24 protein-coding genes and 1 riboswitch are annotated in these 21,492 nt (G+C 73.0%); of the genes, 19 read left to right on the top strand and 5 right to left on the bottom strand.

Annotated features, from left to right (window positions below):
- Nucleotides 1-14: 14 nt before the first annotated feature.
- Nucleotides 15-494 (bottom strand): thioredoxin-dependent thiol peroxidase, encoded by a 480-nt coding sequence (gene bcp, locus IF23_RS0113675; RefSeq protein WP_030283341.1) that lies wholly within the window; start codon nt 492-494, stop codon nt 15-17.
- A 225-nt stretch (nt 495-719) separates the two neighbouring features.
- Between bcp and IF23_RS0113670 the strand changes: the two genes are divergently transcribed.
- The 3 genes from IF23_RS0113670 to IF23_RS0113660 all read left to right on the top strand — a co-directional run bounded on the left by IF23_RS0113670 (nt 720) and on the right by IF23_RS0113660 (nt 2,014).
- The gene (locus tag IF23_RS0113670) at nt 720-1,040 is read left to right on the top strand and encodes a DUF3618 domain-containing protein (RefSeq protein ID WP_030283340.1); all 321 of its coding nucleotides are present in this window, start codon (nt 720-722) and stop codon (nt 1,038-1,040) included.
- A 104-nt stretch (nt 1,041-1,144) separates the two neighbouring features.
- Nucleotides 1,145-1,447 (top strand): GroES family chaperonin, encoded by a 303-nt coding sequence (locus tag IF23_RS0113665; protein WP_051739562.1) that lies wholly within the window; start codon nt 1,145-1,147, stop codon nt 1,445-1,447.
- Between the two features lie 150 nt (nt 1,448-1,597).
- Nucleotides 1,598-1,662: riboswitch (guanidine-III (ykkC-III) riboswitch) on the top strand.
- A gap of 31 nt (nt 1,663-1,693) precedes the next feature.
- On the top strand, nt 1,694-2,014 hold the full coding sequence (locus tag IF23_RS0113660; RefSeq protein ID WP_030283336.1) for a DMT family transporter: 321 nt from the start codon (nt 1,694-1,696) through the stop codon (nt 2,012-2,014).
- A gap of 14 nt (nt 2,015-2,028) precedes the next feature.
- Here IF23_RS0113660 and IF23_RS0113655 read toward each other — a convergent pair whose 3' ends face one another.
- On the bottom strand, nt 2,029-4,308 hold the full coding sequence (locus IF23_RS0113655) for a transglycosylase domain-containing protein (protein ID WP_078653961.1): 2,280 nt from the start codon (nt 4,306-4,308) through the stop codon (nt 2,029-2,031).
- Between the two features lie 516 nt (nt 4,309-4,824).
- Here IF23_RS0113655 and IF23_RS0113650 point away from each other — a divergent pair.
- The 3 genes from IF23_RS0113650 to IF23_RS0113640 all read left to right on the top strand — a co-directional run bounded on the left by IF23_RS0113650 (nt 4,825) and on the right by IF23_RS0113640 (nt 7,537).
- Nucleotides 4,825-5,622, top strand: a complete 798-nt coding sequence (locus IF23_RS0113650; protein ID WP_030283332.1) for an ABC transporter permease — start codon at nt 4,825-4,827, stop codon at nt 5,620-5,622.
- Between the two features lie 106 nt (nt 5,623-5,728).
- Nucleotides 5,729-6,493: an ABC transporter permease gene (locus IF23_RS0113645; RefSeq protein ID WP_107126934.1), complete on the top strand. Its 765-nt coding sequence runs from the start codon at nt 5,729-5,731 to the stop codon at nt 6,491-6,493.
- Nucleotides 6,494-6,538: 45 nt separating this feature from the next.
- Nucleotides 6,539-7,537: an ABC transporter ATP-binding protein gene (locus IF23_RS0113640; RefSeq protein WP_030283328.1), complete on the top strand. Its 999-nt coding sequence runs from the start codon at nt 6,539-6,541 to the stop codon at nt 7,535-7,537.
- A 63-nt stretch (nt 7,538-7,600) separates the two neighbouring features.
- Here the strand turns inward: IF23_RS0113640 and IF23_RS34030 are convergent, their stop codons facing one another.
- Nucleotides 7,601-8,059 carry a hypothetical protein gene (locus IF23_RS34030; protein ID WP_030283326.1) on the bottom strand — a complete coding sequence of 153 codons (459 nt, stop codon included), beginning with the start codon at nt 8,057-8,059 and terminating at the stop codon, nt 7,601-7,603.
- Nucleotides 8,056-8,313, bottom strand: coding sequence for a hypothetical protein (locus IF23_RS0113630; protein WP_245654977.1), 258 nt, complete (start codon nt 8,311-8,313; stop codon nt 8,056-8,058). Before IF23_RS0113630 ends, IF23_RS34030 begins: the two co-directional genes overlap by 4 nt.
- Nucleotides 8,314-8,419: 106 nt before the next feature.
- Between IF23_RS0113630 and IF23_RS0113625 the strand changes: the two genes are divergently transcribed.
- The 5 genes from IF23_RS0113625 (at nt 8,420) to IF23_RS0113605 (ending at nt 11,204) form a co-directional block, all read left to right on the top strand.
- Nucleotides 8,420-9,247 carry a helix-turn-helix domain-containing protein gene (locus tag IF23_RS0113625; protein WP_030283322.1) on the top strand — a complete coding sequence of 276 codons (828 nt, stop codon included), beginning with the start codon at nt 8,420-8,422 and terminating at the stop codon, nt 9,245-9,247.
- Nucleotides 9,244-9,450, top strand: a complete 207-nt coding sequence (locus IF23_RS0113620; protein WP_030283319.1) for a DUF397 domain-containing protein — start codon at nt 9,244-9,246, stop codon at nt 9,448-9,450. Before IF23_RS0113625 ends, IF23_RS0113620 begins: the two co-directional genes overlap by 4 nt.
- 149 nt (nt 9,451-9,599) lie before the next feature.
- The gene (locus IF23_RS31180; protein ID WP_078653960.1) at nt 9,600-9,923 is read left to right on the top strand and encodes a DUF397 domain-containing protein; all 324 of its coding nucleotides are present in this window, start codon (nt 9,600-9,602) and stop codon (nt 9,921-9,923) included.
- Between the two features lie 109 nt (nt 9,924-10,032).
- Nucleotides 10,033-10,479 carry a hypothetical protein gene (locus tag IF23_RS0113610; protein WP_030283315.1) on the top strand — a complete coding sequence of 149 codons (447 nt, stop codon included), beginning with the start codon at nt 10,033-10,035 and terminating at the stop codon, nt 10,477-10,479.
- A 131-nt stretch (nt 10,480-10,610) separates the two neighbouring features.
- Nucleotides 10,611-11,204, top strand: a complete 594-nt coding sequence (locus IF23_RS0113605) for a pyridoxamine 5'-phosphate oxidase family protein (RefSeq protein ID WP_030283313.1) — start codon at nt 10,611-10,613, stop codon at nt 11,202-11,204.
- 40 nt (nt 11,205-11,244) lie between these two features.
- Here the strand turns inward: IF23_RS0113605 and IF23_RS0113600 are convergent, their stop codons facing one another.
- Nucleotides 11,245-12,558, bottom strand: a complete 1,314-nt coding sequence (locus IF23_RS0113600; RefSeq protein ID WP_030283312.1) for an SGNH/GDSL hydrolase family protein — start codon at nt 12,556-12,558, stop codon at nt 11,245-11,247.
- 344 nt (nt 12,559-12,902) lie between these two features.
- Here IF23_RS0113600 and IF23_RS0113595 point away from each other — a divergent pair, with 344 nt between their 5' ends.
- From IF23_RS0113595 to IF23_RS0113560, 8 genes are all read left to right on the top strand, one after another.
- Nucleotides 12,903-14,216 carry a DUF445 domain-containing protein gene (locus tag IF23_RS0113595; RefSeq protein WP_030283311.1) on the top strand — a complete coding sequence of 438 codons (1,314 nt, stop codon included), beginning with the start codon at nt 12,903-12,905 and terminating at the stop codon, nt 14,214-14,216.
- Between the two features lie 93 nt (nt 14,217-14,309).
- Entirely contained in the window at nt 14,310-15,086 is a 777-nt protein-coding gene (locus tag IF23_RS0113590; protein WP_425423837.1) for a class E sortase, read from the top strand.
- 46 nt (nt 15,087-15,132) lie between these two features.
- A complete protein-coding gene (locus IF23_RS0113585; RefSeq protein WP_051739555.1) occupies nt 15,133-15,366 on the top strand; it encodes a DUF3311 domain-containing protein in 234 nt (77 codons plus the stop codon).
- Nucleotides 15,363-16,937 carry a sodium:solute symporter family protein gene (locus IF23_RS0113580; protein WP_030283308.1) on the top strand — a complete coding sequence of 525 codons (1,575 nt, stop codon included), beginning with the start codon at nt 15,363-15,365 and terminating at the stop codon, nt 16,935-16,937. The genes IF23_RS0113585 and IF23_RS0113580 overlap by 4 nt, the downstream gene beginning before the upstream one ends.
- A 152-nt stretch (nt 16,938-17,089) precedes the next feature.
- Nucleotides 17,090-17,404 carry a DUF6412 domain-containing protein gene (locus IF23_RS0113575; protein ID WP_030283307.1) on the top strand — a complete coding sequence of 105 codons (315 nt, stop codon included), beginning with the start codon at nt 17,090-17,092 and terminating at the stop codon, nt 17,402-17,404.
- Nucleotides 17,405-17,673: 269 nt separating this feature from the next.
- On the top strand, nt 17,674-18,444 hold the full coding sequence (locus tag IF23_RS0113570) for a YidC/Oxa1 family membrane protein insertase (RefSeq protein WP_051739554.1): 771 nt from the start codon (nt 17,674-17,676) through the stop codon (nt 18,442-18,444).
- Between the two features lie 190 nt (nt 18,445-18,634).
- Nucleotides 18,635-19,492, top strand: coding sequence for a fumarylacetoacetate hydrolase family protein (locus IF23_RS0113565; RefSeq protein ID WP_030283303.1), 858 nt, complete (start codon nt 18,635-18,637; stop codon nt 19,490-19,492).
- 186 nt (nt 19,493-19,678) lie between these two features.
- Nucleotides 19,679-21,460: a choice-of-anchor A family protein gene (locus IF23_RS0113560; RefSeq protein ID WP_051739553.1), complete on the top strand. Its 1,782-nt coding sequence runs from the start codon at nt 19,679-19,681 to the stop codon at nt 21,458-21,460.
- The last annotated feature ends 32 nt before the right edge of the window (nt 21,461-21,492 follow it).

The following is a 21,492-nucleotide window of genomic DNA, read 5'->3' as shown; positions in this document are numbered from 1 at the left end:
GGTGCGGCGGCGGGTCAGGCCGTCGGTGCCAGCTTCAGGTCCTTGATGATCTTGGCGACATGGCCGGTGGCCTTCACGTTGTAGAGGGCGCGTTCGACCTTGCCGTCCTCGTCGACGATGACGGTGGAGCGGATCACGCCGGTGACGACCTTGCCGTACAGCTTCTTCTCGCCGAAGGCGCCGTAGGACTCCAGGACCTTCTTGTCGGGGTCGCCGAGGAGGGTCACCTTCAGCTCCTCCTTCTCGCGGAACTTCGCGAGCTTCTCCGGCTTGTCGGGGGAGATGCCGATGACGTCGTAGCCGTGACCGGCGAGGAAGTCGAGGTTGTCGGTGAAGTCGCACGCCTGCTTGGTGCAGCCGGGGGTGAGGGCGGCCGGGTAGAAGTAGACGATGACCTTGCGGCCCTTGTGGTCGGCGAGCGAGATCTCGTTTCCGTCCGCGTCGGGCAGGGTGAAGGCGGGGGCGGTGTCGCCGGGCTGCAGTCGCTCGCTCATGGCTCTCCTTCGAAGGTTCCGTACGCCCCGAGATTACGGCGTCGGGTGTACCGCGCGGCGGCGCCGGGGGTGCGGGGCCGCGCGTTACAGGGGGTGCTGTGGGGCGCGGCGGGGCGTGAGCTGACAGACTGTGTGCACGAATCGGTACGCATGTGGTGGCCGGTTCCGTACGGAGCCTCGTGCCCGGCCCCGTACGCATCGGCCCGAGACGATGGAGGCGGCGCGGTGTCGGAAGCCAGGACCCCTGCGCAGATCGAGGCGGACATCGTCCGCAGACGGCAGGATCTCGCCGTGATGCTCGACGAGATCGGTGTGCGGCTGCACCCGAAGACGATCATCGGTGAGGCGAAGGCGAAGACCGTCGAGGCGGTGGACCGCACGGCCGGTCGCGCCTATGTGGCGGCCAACCGCGTGGTGTCGGACGTCCGCGCCCAGCTGGTGTCGGAGGACGGTGCGCCGCGGCTGGAGCGGATCGTGCCGGTGGCGATGGTCGGCGTCGGCATCGTGGGCCTGCTGGTGGCCCGCTCCCGCAAGCACCGCGACTAGCGCCCCGGCGGTGCCCGGCGGTCGGGCGGCGGCCGGGGTGCGGGTACGGTCGTGCCGTGAGCCCGAATAACGTCAAGGACACCCACGACAAGCTGCCGATCCGGATGCTGCACGACCGGGTGCTGGTGCGGACGGACATCCCCGAGGGCGAGCGTCGCTCGACCGGGGGCATCGTCATCCCGGCGACCGCCGCCGTGGGCCGCCGCCTGGCCTGGGCCGAGGTCGTCGCCGTGGGGCAGAGCGTACGGACCGTGGAGACCGGCGACCGGGTGCTCTACGACCCGGAGGACCGCGCCGAGGTCGAGGTGCGCGGGGTGGCGTACGTGCTGATGCGGGAGAAGGATCTGCACGCGGTGGCCGCGGAGCGGCTGGAGGGCGCGGACGACGCGACGGGGCTGTATCTGTAGGACGCGCAGACATCTCCGGGGGCGGTAGGACGTCTCCGGGACCGGCAGGGCGTTTCCGGGGTCGGTAGGACGTCTCCGGGGCCCGTCGCCGAGGGGCGCGGGTTCGCGGGGGTACGGGCGGTGACCGAGGTCACCGCCCGTTTCGTATGCGGTGTTGCTAGCGTCGGGGGTACCCGACGAGACGCGCCGTACCGGGCAGGAAAAGACGACGCACCCCTGTTGAGACGTTTTCACGGAGGTGCCGTCATGGCATGGATCCTGCTCGCGGTCGCCGGTCTGCTGGAGGTCGGCTGGTCGATCGGGATGAAGTTCACCGACGGGTTCACGCGGCTGTGGCCGAGTGTGTTCACCGGCGCGGGGATCGTGGCGAGCATGCTGATGCTGTCGGTCGCCGCGCGGACGTTGCCGATCGGTACGGCGTACGGCGTGTGGGTCGGGATCGGCGCCGCCGGTGCGGCGGTGGTCGGGATGCTGGTGCTGGGTGAGCCGGTGACCGCCGCCCGGATCTTCTTCATCTGTCTGCTGCTGGTCGCGGTGGTGGGGCTGAAGGCGACGTCGGGGCATTAGCGAGGGGTGCCCGTTCAGTCGCCGAAGCTGCCCTCGTCCGAGCCGCCCTGGTCGCCGCCGCCTCCTCCTCCGCCGCCGTTCTCCCCGGCGCCGCCGCCCTGGCCGGGCCCGCCGGGCGGCGGGCCCGCGGTGGGGCGGCCACCGGGCCGGTTCGGGCGCTGCGGGCCGCCGGTCGGGGCGGTGCCGCCCGGGGCGGGGGCGGAGCCGGACGGTGACGGGGAGGCGCCGGAGGCCGAGGGGTTGGGGGAGGCGGAGGACTGGGCGCCGGGCTCCAGTTTCAGGTCGAAGGTGCGGACCGGTTTTCCACGTAGCGCGGCGGCGGTGTAGTCGGCCCAGATCTGGGCGGGGAAGCCGCCGCCGTTGACGCGGGGCAGTCCGGCGGCGCCGTAGAGCGGTTCCTGTGCGGCGGTCTTCGGGTTCTGGCCGAGGACGGCGACGACGGTGGCGAGTTCGGGGGTGTATCCGGCGAACCAGGCGGCCTTGTCGTCCTCGGCGGTGCCGGTCTTGCCGGCGGCGGGCCGTCCGGCGCCCTGGGCGGCGGTGGCGGTGCCGCCCTCGACGACGTTGCGGAGCATGGAGGTCGTGGTGTCGGCGGCCGAGCGGCCCACGGCGGTGGTCTCGGGGCGGTGTGGCAGGGTCAGCTCCCGGCCGTCCTTGGTGACCTTGTCGACGAGGGTGTACGGGCGGAGCCGTCCGTGGTGGGCGAGGGTGGCGTAGACCTGCGCCATGTCGAGGACGCTGGGGGTGGCGGTGCCCAGCGAGATGGCGCCCTGGGCGGAGGCGAGTCCGGGCGCGTCCTCGGGGACGCCGAGGGCGACGGCGGTGTCCTTGACCTTGGCGGGTCCGACGTCGATACCCATCTGGGCGAAGACCGCGTTGACGGACTTGTCCATGGCGGCGGTGACGGTGATCTGCCCGTAGGAGCGGTTGTCCTCGTTGGCGGGGGCGAAGCCGGTGGCGTGGCCGCGCTGGACGGTCATGCGTTTGTTGGTGCCGTCGTAGGGGGTGTTGGGGGTGATGCGGGCGCCGCTCTGGGTGACCGAGCGGTTCTGCACGGCGGAGGCGAAGACCAGCGGCTTGAAGACGGAGCCGACCTGGTAGTCGCGGCGGGTGGCGCTGTTGACGTACTGCTTGGCGTAGTCGGTGCCGCCGTAGAGGGCGACGACGCGGCCGGTCGCCGGGTCGATGGAGGCGCCTCCGGCGCGGACGTAGGCGTCGACGGGGCGGGTGTCGCTGAGCCGTCCGGTCAGTTTGGCCTTGACGGCGTGGCCGAGGGCGTCCTGGCGGTGGCGTTCGAGGGTGGTGGTGATGCGGTAGCCGCCGGAGCGCAGGGTGTCCTCGTCGACGAGGTGATGGTCGGTCAGGTAGTCGGTGACGGCCTTGACGACGTAGCCGCGCTGGCCGGTGAGTCCGGCGGGGGTGGTGGTGGAGAGCGGGTCGGGGAAGGTCATGGCGTCGCGGTCGGCGGCGCTGAGCCAGTGCTCCTTGACCATGCCGTTCAGGACGTACTTCCAGCGGGCCAGCACGCGGGCGCGGTTCTCGGGGTGGGCGGTGACGTCGTACGCGCTGGGGGCGTTGAGGAGGGCCGCGAGGTAGGCGCCCTGGCCGGTGCTGAGCTGGTCGACGTTCTTGCCGTAGTACGCCTGGGAGGCGGCCTGGATGCCGTAGGCGTTGCGGCCGTAGTAGCTGGTGTTGAGGTAGCCCTCCAGAATCTTGTCCTTGCTCTCCTCGCGGTCCAGCTTGATGGCGATGAAGAACTCCTTGGCCTTGCGGGTGAGGGTCTGTTCCTGGCCGAGGTAGTAGTTCTTGACGTACTGCTGGGTGATGGTCGAGCCGGACTGTTTGCCCTTGCCGGTGGCGGTGTTCCAGGCGGCGCGGAGCATGGCGGCGGGGTCGACGGCCGATTCGGTGTGGAAGTCGCGGTCCTCGGCGGCGAGGACGGCCCGCTGGATGCGTCTGGGGATCTGGGAGAGGGCGACGTTCTCGCGGTTGATGTCGCCGTCGCGGGCCAGTTCGGAGCCGTCGGCGTAGAGGTAGACGTTGCTCTGGGCGCGGGCGGCGCTGTTGGCCGCCGGGATGTCGACGAGCAGGTATCCGGCGACGAGGGCGCCCCCGACGAGCAGCACGAGCAGGGCGCCGGTGCCGAGGAGCATCCGCCAGGTGGGGAAGAGGCGGCGCCAACCGGTGCGTCGGCGGCGCCGGGCGGCGCCCTTTCCCGTGGCTGCCGGGGTGGCGGGGCGGGGCCCCCACTGCCGGGGGCCGCCGTTCTCCGGGCCGTGCGGCTCTTCGCTCATGTCTGGTGGGACTCCTCTGCCGCCGCCGGGCGGATGCCGCGGCGGGCCGGTACCGGACGGGATGCGCGGTGGGATTAGTGATTCTTATCCCGATATGTACTGTCGCATCATCTGATCCGTTCTCCGGGTACGGCACACACCGGTGACCTCCTCACGCGCGGCCGGATGGCGCCCCGGTCTCACCCCGGCGGGTGATAAATGCGTGGTGCGCGTGGCGGGCGTCCCGTTAGGGTCGGGTGGTTTGCCGCCGGACCGTCCCGGCGGCCGCCCGGGGCCGGGCCGCCGTCCGCCCCCCCGCTCCCCGTCCGCCCTCCGCACCCGCCCGGCCGCCGCCTCCCGCGCGCCCGCCCGGCACCGCCACCCGGCCCGGCGTTCTCCGGCCGGGCAGCCCCGTACGCCCGGTGAGACGGGCACCCGTGCGCCCGGCCCACCGGGCGCCGCCCGTCCGCGCCGCCCGGCGCCGGACGGACCATCTCCGCGCCGTACGGCGCCGAACAGGAAAGGGGATTCGGGTCGATGCTGTACGCGGCCGTGGCGACCGGAAGTTTCCGGCGCTACGCCACCTACCGGGTCGCCACCGCGGCCGGGGTCTTCACCAACACCGTCTTCGGCTTCATCGTCGCCTACTCCTACATCGCCCTCTGGGACCAGCGGCCCCATCTGGGCGGCTACGACCTCCCGCAGGCGATGACCTTCGCCTGGACCGGGCAGGCGCTGCTCGCCGCCACCTCGCTGATGAGCGGCGGCGGCATCGCCGAACTCCAGGACCGCATCCGCACCGGCGACATCGCGATCGACCTGCACCGCCCGGCCGACCTCCAGCTGTGGTGGCTCGCCGCCGACCTCGGGCGGGCGGTCCTCCAGCTGATCGGGCGCGGCGTCGTCCCGCTCTCCGTCGGCGCCCTCTTCTTCGAACTCGCGCTGCCCGACCACCCGCTGACCTGGCTGCTCTTCCTGACCTCGGCGCTGCTGGCCGTCGTCGTCAGCTTCGGGCTGCGGTATCTGGTGGCGCTCGCCTCGTTCTGGCTGATGGACGGCGCCGGGCTGGCGATGATCGCCGGGCTGGCGGGGACGTTCTTCTCCGGCATGGTGCTCCCGCTGCCGGTCTTCCCCGACGCCCTCGCGCACACCGCGCAGCTGCTGCCCTGGGCCTCGCTCCTCCAGGTCCCCGCCGACATCCTGCTCGGCGCCCGCACCGGCGCCGACGCGCTGCGCGGGCTGCTGCTCCAGGCGGGCTGGGCGGTGGCGCTGCTCGCCCTCGGACGCCTGGTCCAGTCGTACGCCACCAGGAAGGTGGTGGTGAACGGTGGCTGACGGAGTGCTGGAGACGGCCGCGCCGCGTACGGAGCGGGCGGCGGACGCCGGGGGCCGGTGGGCGGTCGTGGTGCACGGGCTGCGCACGTACCGGCTGCTGGTGTGGATGTGGATCCGCGCGACGCTCGCCTACCGGGCGTCGTTCGCGATGACGGTGGTCGGCAACTTCGCCGCCACCGCGCTGGACTTCGTCGCGCTGCTGCTGATGTTCTCCCGCGTCGACGTCCTCGGCGGCTTCACACTGCCCGAGGTCGCGCTGCTCTACGGGCTGGCGGGCACCTCGATGAACCTCGCGGACCTGCTGATGGGCAGCATGGACCGGCTCGGCAGCCGGATCCGGGACGGTTCGCTGGACACCCTGCTGCTGCGTCCGGTGCCGGTCTTCGCGCAGTTGGCGGCCGACCGGTTCGCGCTGCGGCGGCTGGGCGGGATCACCCAGGCGGTGCTGGTGCTGGGGTGGGCGCTGGCCCATGTCGACGTGGCGTGGTCGGTGGGCCGGGTGCTGATGGTGCCGGTGATGGTGCTGACCGGTACGGCGATCTTCGCGGCGGTCTTCACGGCGGGCGCCGCCTTCCAGTTCTGGGCGCAGGACGCCGCCGAGGTGCAGAACTCCTTCACCTACGGCGGCAAGGCGATGCTCCAGTACCCGCCGACGGTCTTCGCCCAGGATCTGGTGCGCGGCGTCGTCTTCGTCGTCCCGCTGGCCTTCGTGAACTGGGTGCCCGCCCTCTGGCTGCTGGGCCGCCCCGAGCCGCTGGGTCTGCCGCCGTGGGTGGCGTTCCTGGGCCCGGTGGTCGCGGCCCTGCTCTGCGCGGTCGGCGGCCTCCTGTGGCGCCGCGCGCTCGCCGCGTACCGCAGCACCGGCAGCTGATGTGCGACAACGAAACGACAGGAAAAGGGAGTTGTGGTGGACGCGCTGATCGAGGTGGCCGGGGTCGAGAAGGTGTTCTCGGTACGCCGCAAGGCGGGGCGGCTGCGCCGGGTCCGCGAGGAGGTGCGGGCCGTCTCCGGGCTCGACTTCACCGTCGCCCGCGGTGAGATGGTCGGCTACATCGGTCCGAACGGCGCCGGGAAGTCCACCACCATCAAGATGCTCACCGGCATCCTGGTGCCCAGCGCCGGGCGGCTGCGGGTCGCCGGTATCGACCCGTTCGCCCGCTCCGGCACCGGCGGCGCCGCCGGTGGCCGCCTCCGGCTGGCCCGCCGGATCGGCGTCGTCTTCGGCCAGCGCACCACCCTCTGGTGGGATCTGCCGCTGAAGGACTCCTACGAGCTGGTCCGCCGGATGTACCGCGTCCCGGACGCCACCTACCGCGCCAACCTGGAGCGCTGTGTGGAGCTGCTGGACCTCGCGCCGCTGCTGGACGTCCCGGTACGGCAGCTCTCGCTGGGTCAGCGGATGCGCGGTGACATCGCGGCGGCGCTGCTGCACGATCCCGAGGTGCTCTACCTCGACGAGCCGACGATCGGTCTGGACGTCGTCAGCAAGGCGAAGGTCCGCTCCTTCCTGCGCGAGGTGAACGCGGAGCGCGGCACCACCGTCCTGCTGACCACCCACGACCTCACCGACATCGAGCAGCTCTGCCATCGGGTGATGGTCATCGACCACGGGCGGCTGGTCTACGACGGTGATCTCACCGGGCTGCTCGCGGCGGGCGAGGGCGAGCGGATGCTCGTCGTCGATCTGGACCGTGAACTCCCGCCGATCGACGGCGTCCCCGGTGCCCGCACCGTCAAGGTCGCCGGTCCCCGCCAGTGGCTCGCCTTCCCCGCCGAGGCGAGCGCCGCCCCGCTGGTCGCCGCGGTCGCCGAACGCTATCCGCTGGTCGACCTCTCGATCCGCGAACCGGACATCGAGGACGTCATCGCCCGGCTGTACGCGGGCGGCACGGCGACCCCGGTGGCGGGCGCCTGACCACCGGGCCCGCCGCGGGGAGGCGGCGGGCCCGCACCCCGGGACCGCCGCCTGGCCCACCTGCTATCGCCACGGGTCCTCGGCGAGGATGTACAGCGGGTGGCTGAGCCCGCCGACGCGGTGCCGGAACGGCTCCGGTCGCGTCCGCTCGTCACCACCCGGCGGCTGACCTGGCCAGATGCTCAACGTGTACGTACGGTCGGCGTCCGGAACGGTGACGAACAGCGCATGCCCCCGCTTGATGTGCTCCCGCGCCGCCCGCTCCTCACCCGCATCCCACGCCCACGCCCGCACCCGCGCGGCCTGATCCGGCGCCTCCACCGCCCCCCGCGTCAACCACCCCCACGGCGACCGCACCGACTCCGGCCGCCCCCGCTCCGCCAACCGCAGAGCCTGGCCCCGCAACCACCGGACGGCCAGCACCGGCGAGACCGTCCACAGCGCGCCGACGGTGTACGTGGCACCCTCCCCGTACGCGGACACCCGCCCGGAGAGGCGCACTTCCGCGAGATAGCCGGTCACAGGATCTCCCCCCGACTGCGCGCGTTGACCAGCGTGATCCCCGCGATCAGCCGCTCGGCATGAGACGGACGGCGGATGTGCGCGGCATCAACCACCCACTCCACGCCACCGGTCAGCGACCGCAGCGACCACGCCCCGGCCAACTCCCCCTTGGCAACACCGAGACAGCGACGCTCGGCATCGGCGACCAGCTCGCCGGGCTGAGGACGGTAAGGGACCTGATCGCGCTCCCCGGACTTACGTTCGACTGCCACGATCGTTCCTCTCTGTAGCCATTCCACTACCGGGAGATGCAGCGTGGCCTACGTTGAGAGGGCCGTTCAACGTGTGTCAGGGGGAGGAAAAGTTGGTGATCGAGTCGTGAATCGCAAGGAGTTGGACCCGGACAGCTCGCCGGAGGCGGCGTTCGGGGCGCGTCTGCGCACGTCACGGGAGGAACGCGGCTGGAAGCAGGAAGAGTTGGCCGAACGGATGGGGTACTCCGGCACCCACATCTCGGCCGTGGAAACTGGTCGCAAACGTCCTACTCTTCCGCTCGCCCGGCGAGCGGACGTAGCGCTGAGCACCGGAGAAGAATTCGAACGCGCGTGGCGGAAGCTCCAGCACTCGGGCCTGCTGGAGGGCTTCCCGCAGTTCGTCGAGTACGAGGCTCAGGCGGCGGAGATCCGCCTTTACGAGGTCGGGGTGATACCGGGACTCGTTCAGACGCCTGAGTACGCAACGGCCCTACTGGAGAGCGTGGTGAAACGCGGGGCGATCACCGAGGAGCAGGCGGCGGAGCGAATCACGCTCATCGAGGAGAGGCAGGCCACCCTCGCCCGGACGCCCGCGCCGCTGGTCTTCGTGATGATGGACGAGAGCTGTCTCCTGCGGCCAGTCGGGGAACGAGGCGTCATGGAGGCTCAGTTGGAACGACTGATTGAGTTTTCCGAGCTACCGAACACTGTGCTGCAAGTTGCACCGTTCGCCATGGGAGCCCGGCGGCCGCTCAGTCTGCCTCTCTACCTGCTGACTCTGCCCGACCGTTCACTCGTGTCGTACGCGGAATCCGCCCACCAAGGGCACCTGGAGCGGGACATCACCTTCGTGCTGCCTCTGTTGACGTCCTACCATCAACTACAGGCCCAAGCGCCCTCCCAGGCGGAATCCGTGGCCATGATCAAGCAGTTGCGAAAGGGCTCCCCATGACGACCGAATCCCCCCGATGGTTCAAGTCCTCGTACAGCGAGAACGGCGGCGCCTGCATCGAGATCGCCGCTAACCTCGTCGCCTCGCGCGGCGTGGTCCCCGTCCGCGACTCGAAGGACCCGCAGGGCCCGGCGCTGAGCGTGCCCGCGACCGCCTTCGCGTCCTTCGTGGCGGGCGTGAAGGCGGACGAGTTCCGCGCCTGAGCCGGACCGCGTACGACGAAAAGCCCCGCCCGCCTCTCGACCGGAGGCGGGCGGGGCTTGTTTCGCCATCTCGCGGGCGGCGCCGCCGGGCTTCTACCCTCGGACCGATCCATGAGCGTGCCGACAAGGCTGCGAAAGGGAGTGCCGTCATGACCGAGCCCCTGCAATGGTTCAAGTCCTCGTACAGCGACAACGGTGGCCAGTGCGTCGAGGTGGCCGCCGAGCGCTGGTTCAAGTCCTCGTACAGCAACAACGGCGGTCAGTGCATCGAGATCTCTGCCGACCGTTGGTTCAAGTCCACCCACAGCAACAACGGCGGTGCCTGCGTCGAGGTGACCGCCGTCCTCGTCGCCTCGCACGGCGTCGTTCCCGTCCGGGACTCCAAGGACCCGGACGGCCCGCGGCTGAGCGTGCCCGCGACCGCGTTCGCGTCCTTCGTCGCGGGCGTCAAGGGGGACGCGTTCCGCGCCTGAGCGGGACCGGTGTGCGCGGGGCGGACGAAATAGGGGTCGGCCGGTGCAACGTGCCGTCGTTGCCCGGCCTCTCTCCGGGTGTCAGCAGTTCTTCGTCGCAAGGATGCTCATGAACCACCGATACGTCTCCGGCGCCGCCTCCCTCGCCTCCGCCGCCGCCCTCGTCGCCGTCGCGTCCGGTGCCGCCGTGGCCGCCCCGCAGACGGCGGCGCGCGGTACGTCCTGGGTGCCGTGCCACGCGCCCACCGGCTACCGGCACTTCTTCGACCTGCACTCCGCCAAGAAGACCGGCGGCAAGGTCGTCGTGCGGGTCACCCCGGAGACCTGCAAGGTCAACACCGCCAACGACGAGGACGTCGTCTACACGCCGAGCGGGGCGGCCCGGTCGCTCGGCTTCGCGCGGGGCGCCACCGTCACGGTCTACGAGGGCAACACCACCAAGAAGGTCACCCCGGAGTGGCTGACGAGCCACCAGCTCGGCAACACCCCGCACTTCGCCTACCGCGTCGACGGCAAGGGCCTGATCACCGCCCTGGAGGAGATCTACCACCCGTAGGGACGTCCCCGTATCCGGCGGGCGGCGCCGCACCGCGGAGCCGGGGCCGTCCGCCGCAGCCGCTCCCGAGGGACCGCGTCCGGTGTCCGGAGCCGCACACCCGGGCGGGACCGGGTCGCCATACTCGGCGTATGGGGAAGAACTACGAGCGGATAGACGGCAGGCTGCGCGCGTTCATCGAGGCGCAGCACCTCTTCTTCACCGGGACGGCGCCGCTGAGCGGCGACGGCACCGTCAACCTTTCACCCAAGGGCCTGAAGGGCTCGTTCGCCGTGATCGACGGACTCACCGTGGCCTACCTCGATTTCGCCGGCAGCACCGCCGAGACGATCGCGCACCTCCGGGAGAACGGCCGCATCACCCTGATGTGGTGCGCGTTCGACGGCCCGCCCACCATCGTGCGCGTACACGGTCGCGGGGAGCCGGTCTTCCGCGACGACGCGCGGTGGGACGGGTTGATGGAGCACTTCCCGGACATCGATCCGACCCGGCACGGACTGCGCGCGATCATCGTCGTGACCGCCGAGCGGATCCGCGACAGCTGCGGATTCGGCGTCCCCTTCATGGCCTACGAGGGGGACCGCCCGCTGCACGGCTCGCGCTTCGCGCGCGAGAGCGATGAGTCGCTCGACGCGTACTTCCGGAAGAATCCGCACATCGCGACCAGCCTGGACGGCCTGCCGGGGCTGCCCCTGCCGCTGCCGCCGCTGCCGCCGACCGGGTGACCCACCAGGGGCGGGGCGGGCCGGTACCCCGCCCCGCGCCTCACAGCGACGCCGGGGCCGCCCGCCGCAGCTGGTCCAGGTTGATCGCGTCGGCCATCGCGCGGTAGCCCTCGTCGCTGGGGTGGAGATGGTCGCCGGAGTCGTACGAGGGGCGGAGGCGCTCGGGGGACCAGGGGTCGCGGAGGGCCTTGTCGAAGTCGACGACCTCGTCGAAGACGGCGCCGGAGCGGATGGTGGCGTTCACCTTGCGGCGGACGTCGTCGAGCTTGGTGGTGTAGCCGCGGTGGCCGCTGAACGGGGTGAGCGTGCCGCCGGTCACCCGCAGCCCGCGGGCGTGCGCGTCCCGGACGACCTGGCGCATCCCGGCGAGGATCTTCTCCGGGTCGTACTGGCGGGGCGTCTTGAGCAGGTCGTTGATGCCGATCTCGACGACGACCGCCTTCACCCCGCTGTGCGAGAACGCGTCCCGGTCGAGGCGGGAGAGGACGCTGGGGCCGTTGTTGGGGGAGAAGCGGGAGCCGTTGACCAGCAGGCGGTTGCCGCTGATGCCCTGGTTGAGGACGCCGTAGCGGGGCGCGCCCGGCTCGGTGCGCAGCCGGGTGGCGAGGAAGTCCGTCCAGCGGTGGTTGGCGCCCGCGGTGGAGGTGATGCCGTCGGTGATCGAGTCGCCGATGACCACCACCGCGCCGTGCGCCTCGGTGCTCCACACGTCGACACCGGTCAGATACCGCCAGTACGGGCTCTGCTCGGTGTACGCCGCGCCCGTCGTGTCCTCCGTACGGTCACCGCGCGCCAGATACGACGTCTGGCGGGCGTACGGGTGGTACGTGGCGGGGCCGGACGGCGACGGGGAGTACGTGGTGACCAGCAGGTCGGCGTCCTGCGGGACGGCGAGCCGGACCGGGTCGCTGGTGACCGCGCCGCCCGCCGGGATGGTCACCGCCGCACGGCCGCCGAACGCCAGACGGCGCATGGTGCCGACCGCCGCCGTCGGGTCGCTGGGCGCCGAGGCGAGCGCCAGGGAGGCGTGGCTGACCGGGAGCGGGCGGGTGCCGTAGAGGTTGGAGAGCTGGATCCGGGCGCTGGAGCCGCCGACGCTGGTGTGCACGACGTTCCGGATCGACATGCCCGCGTAGCCGTCCAGGGTGCCCGGCTCGGCGGCGGCTGCCGCGGCGGACCAGGTGCCGACCCACTGGCCGGAGACGGCGGGCGCCGCCGGGTCGCGGGGCCGGTGGGTGGCGTCGTTGCCCCAGGAGCCGCCGGTGCCGCCGAAGCCGACGAAGATCGCGGTCGAGACGAGCACCACCACGGCCGCCAGACCGGCGAGCAGGGCGTAGCCCACACTTTTGTTCATGCGGGGCGGATCTCCTGGGACGGCGGAGCCGCGGGCTCCGGGCGGGCAGGGGCGGCCGGGCGCCTCGGCTGCCGCCGCCTTCCGCGGCTCGGAGGGCGGCGGACCTGGGGGTCCGGCGATCAGCGGCACCGTTGCGGTCCGATCGGTCCCGCCATGATCCCACGGCGGATCCGGGGGGCGCCCGGCGCCCTTTGCGCGCCCCCCAGGGCACCGACGCGTGGGACTCGTGGTTCGTTCCACCGGTGGGTCACAGTTGACCCACGCGGCCTCCCGCGGCCGGTACCCGGCGCGGCGCGGCCGGACCGTGGTGCGCCGCACCGCGGGATTCGGGAACGGTGGAGTGGATGGAACGCACGCAGACGACGTCGGCGCCGCACGCGGCCCTGCCGGTCGGCACCGGCCCGCAGACCGCCGCCGACCGGGACAGACGCCGGGCCGTCCGGCGGATGAAGACGATCGCCACCGGCCTGCTGCTGGCGGTCGCGCTGATCTACGTCCTCGCCAGGTGGGCGGGGGCGTCCGGGGCCGGGGGCTGGGCCGGATATGTGGCCGCGGCGGCCGAGGCGGGCATGGTCGGTGCGCTGGCCGACTGGTTCGCGGTCACCGCGCTCTTCAAACGCCCCATGGGGCTGCCCATCCCGCACACCGCCATCATCCCCACCAAGAAGGACCAACTGGGGCAGAGCCTCGGGGAGTTCGTCGGGGAGAACTTCCTCTCCGACGAGGTGGTGCGCCGCCGGTTGCGCTCCGTCGGCGTCGGGCGGCGGCTCGGCGGCTGGCTGGCGGAGCCCCGTAACGCCGACCGGGTGACCGCCGAGCTGTCCACGGCGCTGCGCGGCGCGCTGACCGTGCTGCGCGACGCGGACGTCCAGGCGGTCGTGGGGGAGGCGATCACCCGGCGGGCCGACGCGCAGGAGATCGCGCCGGGGCTCGGCTCGATGCTCGGCAAGATCGTCGCGGACGGCGGCCACCGCCGGGTGGTGGACCTGGTCTGCGCCCGCGCCCACGACTGGCTGGTCACCCACGGCGACTCGGTGATGAGCGCGGTCTCCGGCGGGGCGCCCGGCTGGACGCCGCGGTTCGTCGACCGGAGGGTGGGCGACCGGGTCTACAAGGAGCTGCTGCGCTTCGTCACCGAGATGCGCGACATGCCCGAGCACCCGGCGCGCGGCGCCCTCGACCGCTTCCTCACCGACTTCGCCACCGATCTGCGCACCGACCCGGACACCCGGGCGCGCGTCGAACGCCTCAAGTCGGAGGTGCTGGGCCGCGGCGAGGTGCAGGACCTCATCGCCTCCGCCTGGAACGCGGTCCGCGCGATGATCGTCGCGGCGGCGGAGGACGAGAACAGCGAACTGCGGCAGCGGGCCCGCGCCGCCCTGCTCTCCCTCGGACAGCGCCTCGCCCGTGACGAGCGGCTCCAGGGCAAGGTCGACGGCTGGCTGGAGGGCGCCGCGGTCTACGTCGTGACGACCTATCAGCACGAGATCACCGCCCTGATCACCGACACCGTCGCCTCCTGGGACGCCGAACAGACCTCCCGGAAGATCGAGGCACACATCGGGCGTGACCTGCAGTTCATCCGGATCAACGGCACGGTGGTCGGCGCGCTGGCCGGGCTGGGCATCTACGCGGTCTCGCAGGCGTTCGGCTGGTGAGGCGTCCGGTGCCAGGGGCGCGGCGCCCGGCCCGGTCCGGACCGCCCGGCCGCGCCCCTGGTGACCTCCGCCCGTAGCGTCTACGGTGCCCGCGTGCAGGGGTCCTGGGAGCGGGCGGTTGCGGTGCGCGGGCGGCGGCGGGCGCCGGGCCGGGCGGTGCGGGCGCTCGCCGAGACGGCGGTCACCTGCGGGGCGGTCCTGCTGCTGCTCGTCGTCCACCAGCTGTGGTGGACCAACCGCCAGGCCCACGACGCCGCACAGGACCGCGTCGGACAGCTGGAACGCCGGTGGGCCCGCCCGCAGCCCCCGCCCGCCGCGCCACCCGCGCCCACCGGGACCGCCGCCGGGCCCGCGCCGACGGCGGGCCCGGCCCCGCGTCCCCGCGCCCCGGCCGTCCGGCCCGCGCCGCCGCGTCCGGCCACCGACGGGTACGCCGTCCTGCACATCCCCCGCCTCGGGCTCGACGTACCGGTCGCCGAGGGCGTCGGCCGGACCGCGGTCCTCGACAAGGGGTACGTGGGGCACTACCCGGGCACCGCGCAGCCCGGCGCCGAGGGCAACGCCGCGCTGGCCGGGCACCGCAACACCCACGGCGAGCCGTTCCGCCGCCTCGACCGGCTGCGGGTCGGCGACACCGTCCGTATCGACACCGCCGACGCCGTCCTCGGCTATGTCGTCCGCGCCGTGCTGCCCCACACCACCCCGGGCGACACCGGCGTCCTCGCGCCGGTCCCGCGCAGCACCGTCCACCCCGCGTACGGGTTCACCGCCCCGGGCTCCTATCTCACCCTGACGACCTGCACCCCGGAGTTCACCTCCACGTACCGGCTGATCGTCTGGGCGGAGCTGCGGAGCACGACTCCGCGCTGACCGGACCCTGCCGCCGGGGGCGGGCCACCCCTTAAGCTCTCGCCCCGTGCGAAATCAGACACCCGGCGGCGCGCCCCCGGGCTCCCGCAAGCGCCCGGCGCTGCTGTGGCTGCTGCTGCCCTACGTCCTCTTCCTCGCCGTGTTGCCGCTGGTCAACCGGCTCACACCGACCGTGTTCGGGCTGCCGTTCCTCTTCTTCTGGATGCTGCTGGCGACCGTGGCGACACCGGGCGCGGTGTGGCTGGCGCGCCGCGGTGACCTGCGGCGGGGGCGGCGATGAAGGCGACCGTCGCCACCTCCGTCTTCGCCGTCTTCATGGCGCTGACCCTCGCGCTGGGCCTGCTGGCGGTCCGCGCCCGCCGCGGCGGACGCCGGGAGCGCGGGCTCGCCGAGTGGTCGGTCGGCGGCCGCAGCCTGGGCACCGTCTTCATCTGGGTGCTGATGGCCGGTGAGAGCTACACCAGCTTCAGCTATCTCGGCGCCGCCGGGTGGGGCTACCGCTTCGGCGCCCCGGTCCTCTACGTCATCGCCTACATGTCCTGCGGCTACGCCCTGGGCTATGTCGTCGGCCCGATGCTCTGGGCGTACGCGCGCCGCCACGGGCTGGTCGGCATCACCGACATCGTCGCGCACCGCTACGGACGCCCCTGGCTGGGCACCGCCGTCGCTCTCTTCGCCACCGTCTGTCTGCTGCCGTACATCCAGCTCCAGATCACCGGCATGGGCGTCGTCGTCTCGACGATCTCCTACGGCGCGATCAGCCTCAACTGGGCGTACTTCCTCGGCTTCGCGCTGACCACCACCTTCGTCGTGGTCAGCGGGCTGCGCGGCAGCGCCTGGGTCTCCGTCCTCAAGGACGTGCTGGTCATCGCCACCCTCGGCTTCCTCGTCGTCTATGTGCCGCTGCACTACTTCGACGGCTACGGCGCCTTCCTCGACCGGGTGGTCGCCGAGAAACCGCAGTGGCTGACGTTCCCCGGGCACGAGTCCGGCGGTCTGGGCCAGGGCTGGTTCATCTCGACCACCGTCGTCAACTCGCTGACCGTGGTGATCTTCCCGACGACGGTCGCCGGATACCTCGGCGCCCGCAGCGCCGACACCCTGCGCCGCAACGCCGTCTATCTGCCCGCGTACAACGTGCTGCTGTTCGTGCCGGTGGCGCTCGGCATGGCGGCGCTCTTCGTGGTGCCGGGGCTGACCGGCACCCAGTCCGACCTGGCGCTGTTCAAGCTGGTCACGGACTCCCTCCCGGCGTGGGCGGTCGGGGTGATCGGGGTGGCCGCGGCGCTCTCCTCGATCGTCCCGATGGCGGTGTTCATGCTGGTCATCGGCACGATGTGGGGCCGCAGCGTGTTCGGCGCCCGGTCCGGGGCGGGCGCCGGTCCGGGGGAGCCGGTCGACGGTGCGGCCGGGCAGCGGCAGAAACGCTGGTCGCAGCTTGTCGTGGTCGCCGCCGGAACCCTCGCGCTGCTGCTGACCTACTTCGCCCCGCAGACCCTCGTCCGGCTCTCCCTCATCTCGTACGAGGGGATGGCCCAACTGGTGCCGATGCTGCTGCTGGGGTTGGTGTGGCGGCGCTTCACCTGGCAGGCGGCGGTCGCCGGGGCGGTGGCCGGGATCGCCCTCGTCTGCGCGGCGGTCTTCAGCGGCCACGACCCGCTGTGGGGCGTCAACGCGGGGCTGCTCGCGCTGGCCCTGAACGTCGCGGTCGCCCTCGCCGTCACCCGCTTCGGACCGCGCGCACGCGACGCCCGGCCGGACACGGAGGTGCTGGCCGTGGACGACGAGTTCCCGCGGCTGACCGAGGGGGACCGGGCCGTCGCGGTGGGCGCGGCGGACAGCGCGAACTGACCGGAGCGGTGGGCGGAGCAGGCGTTTTGCCCACCCGCTCCCGGAACCGCGCGCACCGTGGTTACCCTTGACGCCACGACAGGCCCCGCCCCGTACGGGCGCGGGCCGCGCCGGGTCCGCCCGGCGCACCGACCGCCGTGAGGAGGCGCCCGATGTCCCGCATCGCCGAACTCTGGCGGCTCCACACCTCGGCCCTGGCGCTCCTCCTCGTCGGTCTGCTGCTGGCCGAGAGCGGACCGGCGACGGCGCTCACCGCCGCCGCGACCACCGGCGCCATGCTGCTGCTGTGCCGGGCGTTCCTGCTCGGACTCCTCGCCGGGGCCGCCCGACCGATGCCGCCGGGCCGGGTCCGTACCGCGATCCGGGACCGTGAACGGCGCACCGCCTTCCTGCCGCAACGCGATCCGGACGCCGCGGGCCGTCCGCGGCCCCGGGCACCCGGCCGCGCCCTCCCGACGGCCGCGTAGACGCACCGCGGGCCAGCCGCCCGCACCCGCCCGCCGGGCCCCGTATCCGGGAGCCCGCAGCGGCGCCGTACCCAGGGCCCGCCCCCGTCACGGGGGAGCCCGCCGGGGCCCCGCACCGCGGAGGTCCGGGCGCCCACCACACCGCACCGCCCGGCCCCACGGGACCCAGGGCGGCCGGTCCGGTGGTCCGGTCACGGCATCCGCGTCCCGCACGGCCCGTCACGCCGCTTCCTCATCCCGGCACGACGAGACCCGTGGAGGGCTCATCCATGTCCGTTTTCGGTCCGCTCGGCGATCTGCTGGCGCACGGCGCGCAGGCGATCGAACCGCTCTTCGGCGCCTCGGCCACCGCCGCCGCCATCGTCCTGTGCACGCTGGCGGTCCGCGCCGCGCTGCACCCGCTGGCCCGCGCCGCCGCCCGCGGCGAGAAGGCCCGCACCGCGCTCGCCCCGCAGCTCACCGCGCTCCAGCGGAAGCACAAGGGCGACCCGGAGAAGCTCCGCCGGGCCACCACCGAGCTGTACGCCACCACCGGCGCCTCCCCGCTCGCCGGATGCCTGCCCTCGCTGCTCCAGCTGCCCGTCTTCTTCGTGATGTACCACCTCTTCTCCACCGGCGGCTCCGGGCTGCTCGGCCACACCCTCCTCGGTGCGCCGCTCGGCGGGCACTGGGCGCAGGCGCTGGCCGACGGCGGCCCGTTCGGCCCGCACGGGCTGGTCTACCTGGGGCTGTTCGCGCTGGTCACCGCCGTCGCCACCTGGAACCTGCGGCGGGCACGGGCCGCCGCGGCCCGGCGACCGGCGGGCGAGACGCCCGCGATGCCGGGCGCCGCGGGCCTGACCAAGGTGCTCCCGCTGCTCTCGTACGCCACGCTGATCACCGTCGCCGTGGTGCCGCTCGCCGCCGCGCTCTACGTCGTCACCACCACCGCGTGGACCGCCGTGGAACGCGCCCTGCTCCACCGGGACCGGCCCGCCGAGGCGTCCGGTAAGGGCCGGGACGGTGCCGCGCGGGCGGCGGCGGTGGCGGTCCGGAGCTGAGCGGGGCGGCCGGAAATCTTCGCCCCGGGGTACCGGAGCGGGGGTTTTGGGCCCCGCGTCCCAGCCCGTGGACGGGGGTCTTGCGGAGTGGGCGGGGTTCCTGCACGATCGCCCGACTGCCCGATGGCCGTCCCCATCGGCCGGCCCGGGAGGACCCTTCCGGGCCGACCTTCGACCACGGGAGTGACCGATGAAGCTGCTGCGTGTCGGAACCACAGGGGCGGAACGCCCGGCGCTGCGCGACGCCGACGGAACGCTGCGCGACCTGTCCGGGCTGGTGCCGGACATCGACGGGACGCTGCTCGCGGACGACGCCGCGCTGGCCCGTATCCGTACGGCCGCGGACGCGGGTGAGCTGCCCGTCCTCGACGCGGTGGGGCTGCGTACCGGCCCGCCCGTCGCCCGGATCGGCAAGGTCGTGTGCATCGGGCTGAACTACCACGACCACGCCCGGGAGACCGGCGCCGCCGTCCCCGCGGAGCCGATCGTCTTCCTCAAGGCGCCGGACACGGTCGTCGGGCCCGACGACACGGTGCTGGTGCCGCGCGGCGCCGAGAAGACCGACTGGGAGGTCGAACTCGCCGTCGTCATCGGCCGCACCGCCCGCTACCTCCCGGACGACGACGCGGCGCGCGCCGCCGTCGCCGGGTACACCGTCGCCCACGACGTCTCCGAACGCGCCTTCCAGATCGAGCGGGGCGGCCAGTGGGACAAGGGCAAGAACTGCGAGACCTTCAACCCGCTGGGCCCCTGGCTGGTCACCGCCGACGAGGTGCCCGACCCGCAGGCGCTCGGGCTGCGGCTGTGGGTCAACGGTGAGCTGCGGCAGCGCGGTACCACCGCCGAGCAGATCTTCCCGGTGGCCGAGGTGGTCCGGTACGTCAGCCACTTCATGACGCTGTACCCGGGCGACGTCATCAACACCGGCACCCCGGCGGGCGTGGCGATGGGGCAGCCGGAGCCCAAGCCGTATCTGCGCGCGGGCGATGTGGTCGAGCTGGAGATCGACGGTCTGGGCCGCCAGCGCCAGCAGCTCAAGGACGCCTGACGGGCCACCGGGTGACATCCGCTCATATGACGGTGCGTCGGCCGACGAGGTGACACCTCGCGGACCGGTGCCCGGGCGCGTCGCTACGGCAGATGGCTCCCCGGTGGCCCATCTGCCGGTCGGTTTTCCGGCGACGCGCCCGGGCGCTCCCCGGTGCGCGCGGGCGCCCTCCGCATAGTGCCCGGCATGCCAGGAAAGCAGAAAAGATGGTGGAGAGCGGCGCTGGCCGCCCTGGTCGGTACGGCGCTCGCCGCACTGCTGGGGCTCGGCGCCGCCGTGGTGTTCGCCAACCCCCTGCCGGGCGGCCTCGGCCCCTGCCTGGGCAGCGACTGCCCCGGCTCCTACGAAGATCCGAACAACGGACCCATCGCGGGCCGTGACGAGAACATCAACATCTACGTCGGCGGCAACTACCACGTCGGCGGCGCGGCGGCCGAGGCCGAAGGGAAGATCGTCACCCTCGGCAACTTCGCCATGAACAAGACCAACGGCTCGGGCGTCTACAACGTCGGTGTGGTCGGCGTCGGTTCGCGGGTCCCGCCGCCCGACGGCTCGGACTTCCTGACCGTCGGCCACGACGTCACGGTCGCCCCCGGCCAGCGCCTCCTCGCCGAGGAGGGCGCCGTCTCCGGGGTGGTCAAGTACGGCGGGACGCTCAGCGGCACCGTCCTGCCCAGCGCCGTCCACGACCCGGCGGCGGCCGACCCGTACCGCAATCTGCGGCCCCAGCTGACCGAGTCCAGCTCCTGCTACGCCTACGTCGACGGGGCGTCGCGCCCCGCGACCGGCACCGCCGTCAACGAGGGCTACCAGACGCGCTTCCGCGGCGACGGGACCTCCCGGCTCCAGGTCTTCAACGTCGACTTCGACATCGCGTCGGCCAACGGCGGCGACCAGGGCATCGTCTTCGAGAACATCCCCGACGGTGCGACCGTCCTGGTCAACATGCTCGGCACCAGCCGCACCATCAGCACCTACATCGGCCACGACCTCCAGCCCCGCGGGATCCGCCAGCGGCTGCTGTGGAACTTCCCGGACGCGACCTCGGTGCACTTCCGGGGCAGCGCGCAGTTCCAGGGCGCCGTCCTGGTCGGCCGCCCGTCGAGCCTGACGACGGTCACCGTGCCCGGGATGAACGGCCGCTTCTTCACCGCGGGCTCCCTGGACCACCGCGGCACCAGCGGCTCGGAGTTCCACAACTACCCGTTCACCGGCGATCTGCCGGACTGCGCGGTGACCCCGTCGCCGACGCCGTCGCCCACGACGCCGACCCCGACGCCTACGGAGCCGACCCCGACGCCGACGGGTCCGACGGTCACTCCGACCGTGCCGACGCCGACACCGACGGGTCCGACGGTCACCCCGACCGTGCCGACCCCGACGCCGACCCGGCCGACTCCCACCCCGACGGGGCCCACGGCGACCCCGACCCGTCCGACCCCGACCCCGACGGGGCCGACCGCGACGCCGACGCGTCCGACCCCGTCACCGACCCGGCCGACGGTCCGCCCCACGGAGCCGACGGAGCGTCCGACCGGGCCGACCGTCCGTCCCACGGAGCCGACCGGCCGTCCGACGCACCCCACCGGGCGTCCCACCGAGCCCACCGGCTACCCCACCGAGCCGACGGAGTGGCCGACCGAGCCCACCGGCCACCCGACCGAGCCCACCTGGCACCCCACGCACCCCACCGGCCACCCGAGCGCCTCGTGGAGTGACGGGGGCTGGGGCGACGGCGGCTCCGACGGGGGCGGCCACGGCCACGGGCACGGCGGTCACGGTCACGGCCCCGGCGGCGGTGACGGTGACGGCGGCCACGGCCACGGCCACGGCCACGGTCACGGGAACGACGACGAACTGGCCGCCAGCGGTGCGCTCAGCAACCCCTGGCTGATCAGCTCCGCCATCGGCGCGCTGGTCATCGGCGCGGCGCTCGTCCTGCTCCTCCGCAACCGCCGGACCGACTGATCCACCCGGCGGCCCGGCGTCCCGACGTCCGG

Source organism: Streptomyces catenulae, assembly GCF_000718015.1.
GTDB classification, from domain to species: domain Bacteria; phylum Actinomycetota; class Actinomycetes; order Streptomycetales; family Streptomycetaceae; genus Streptomyces; species Streptomyces catenulae.
The sequence above is the reverse complement of the archived record's forward strand: the minus strand, read 5'-3'. Positions and strand labels throughout refer to the sequence as shown.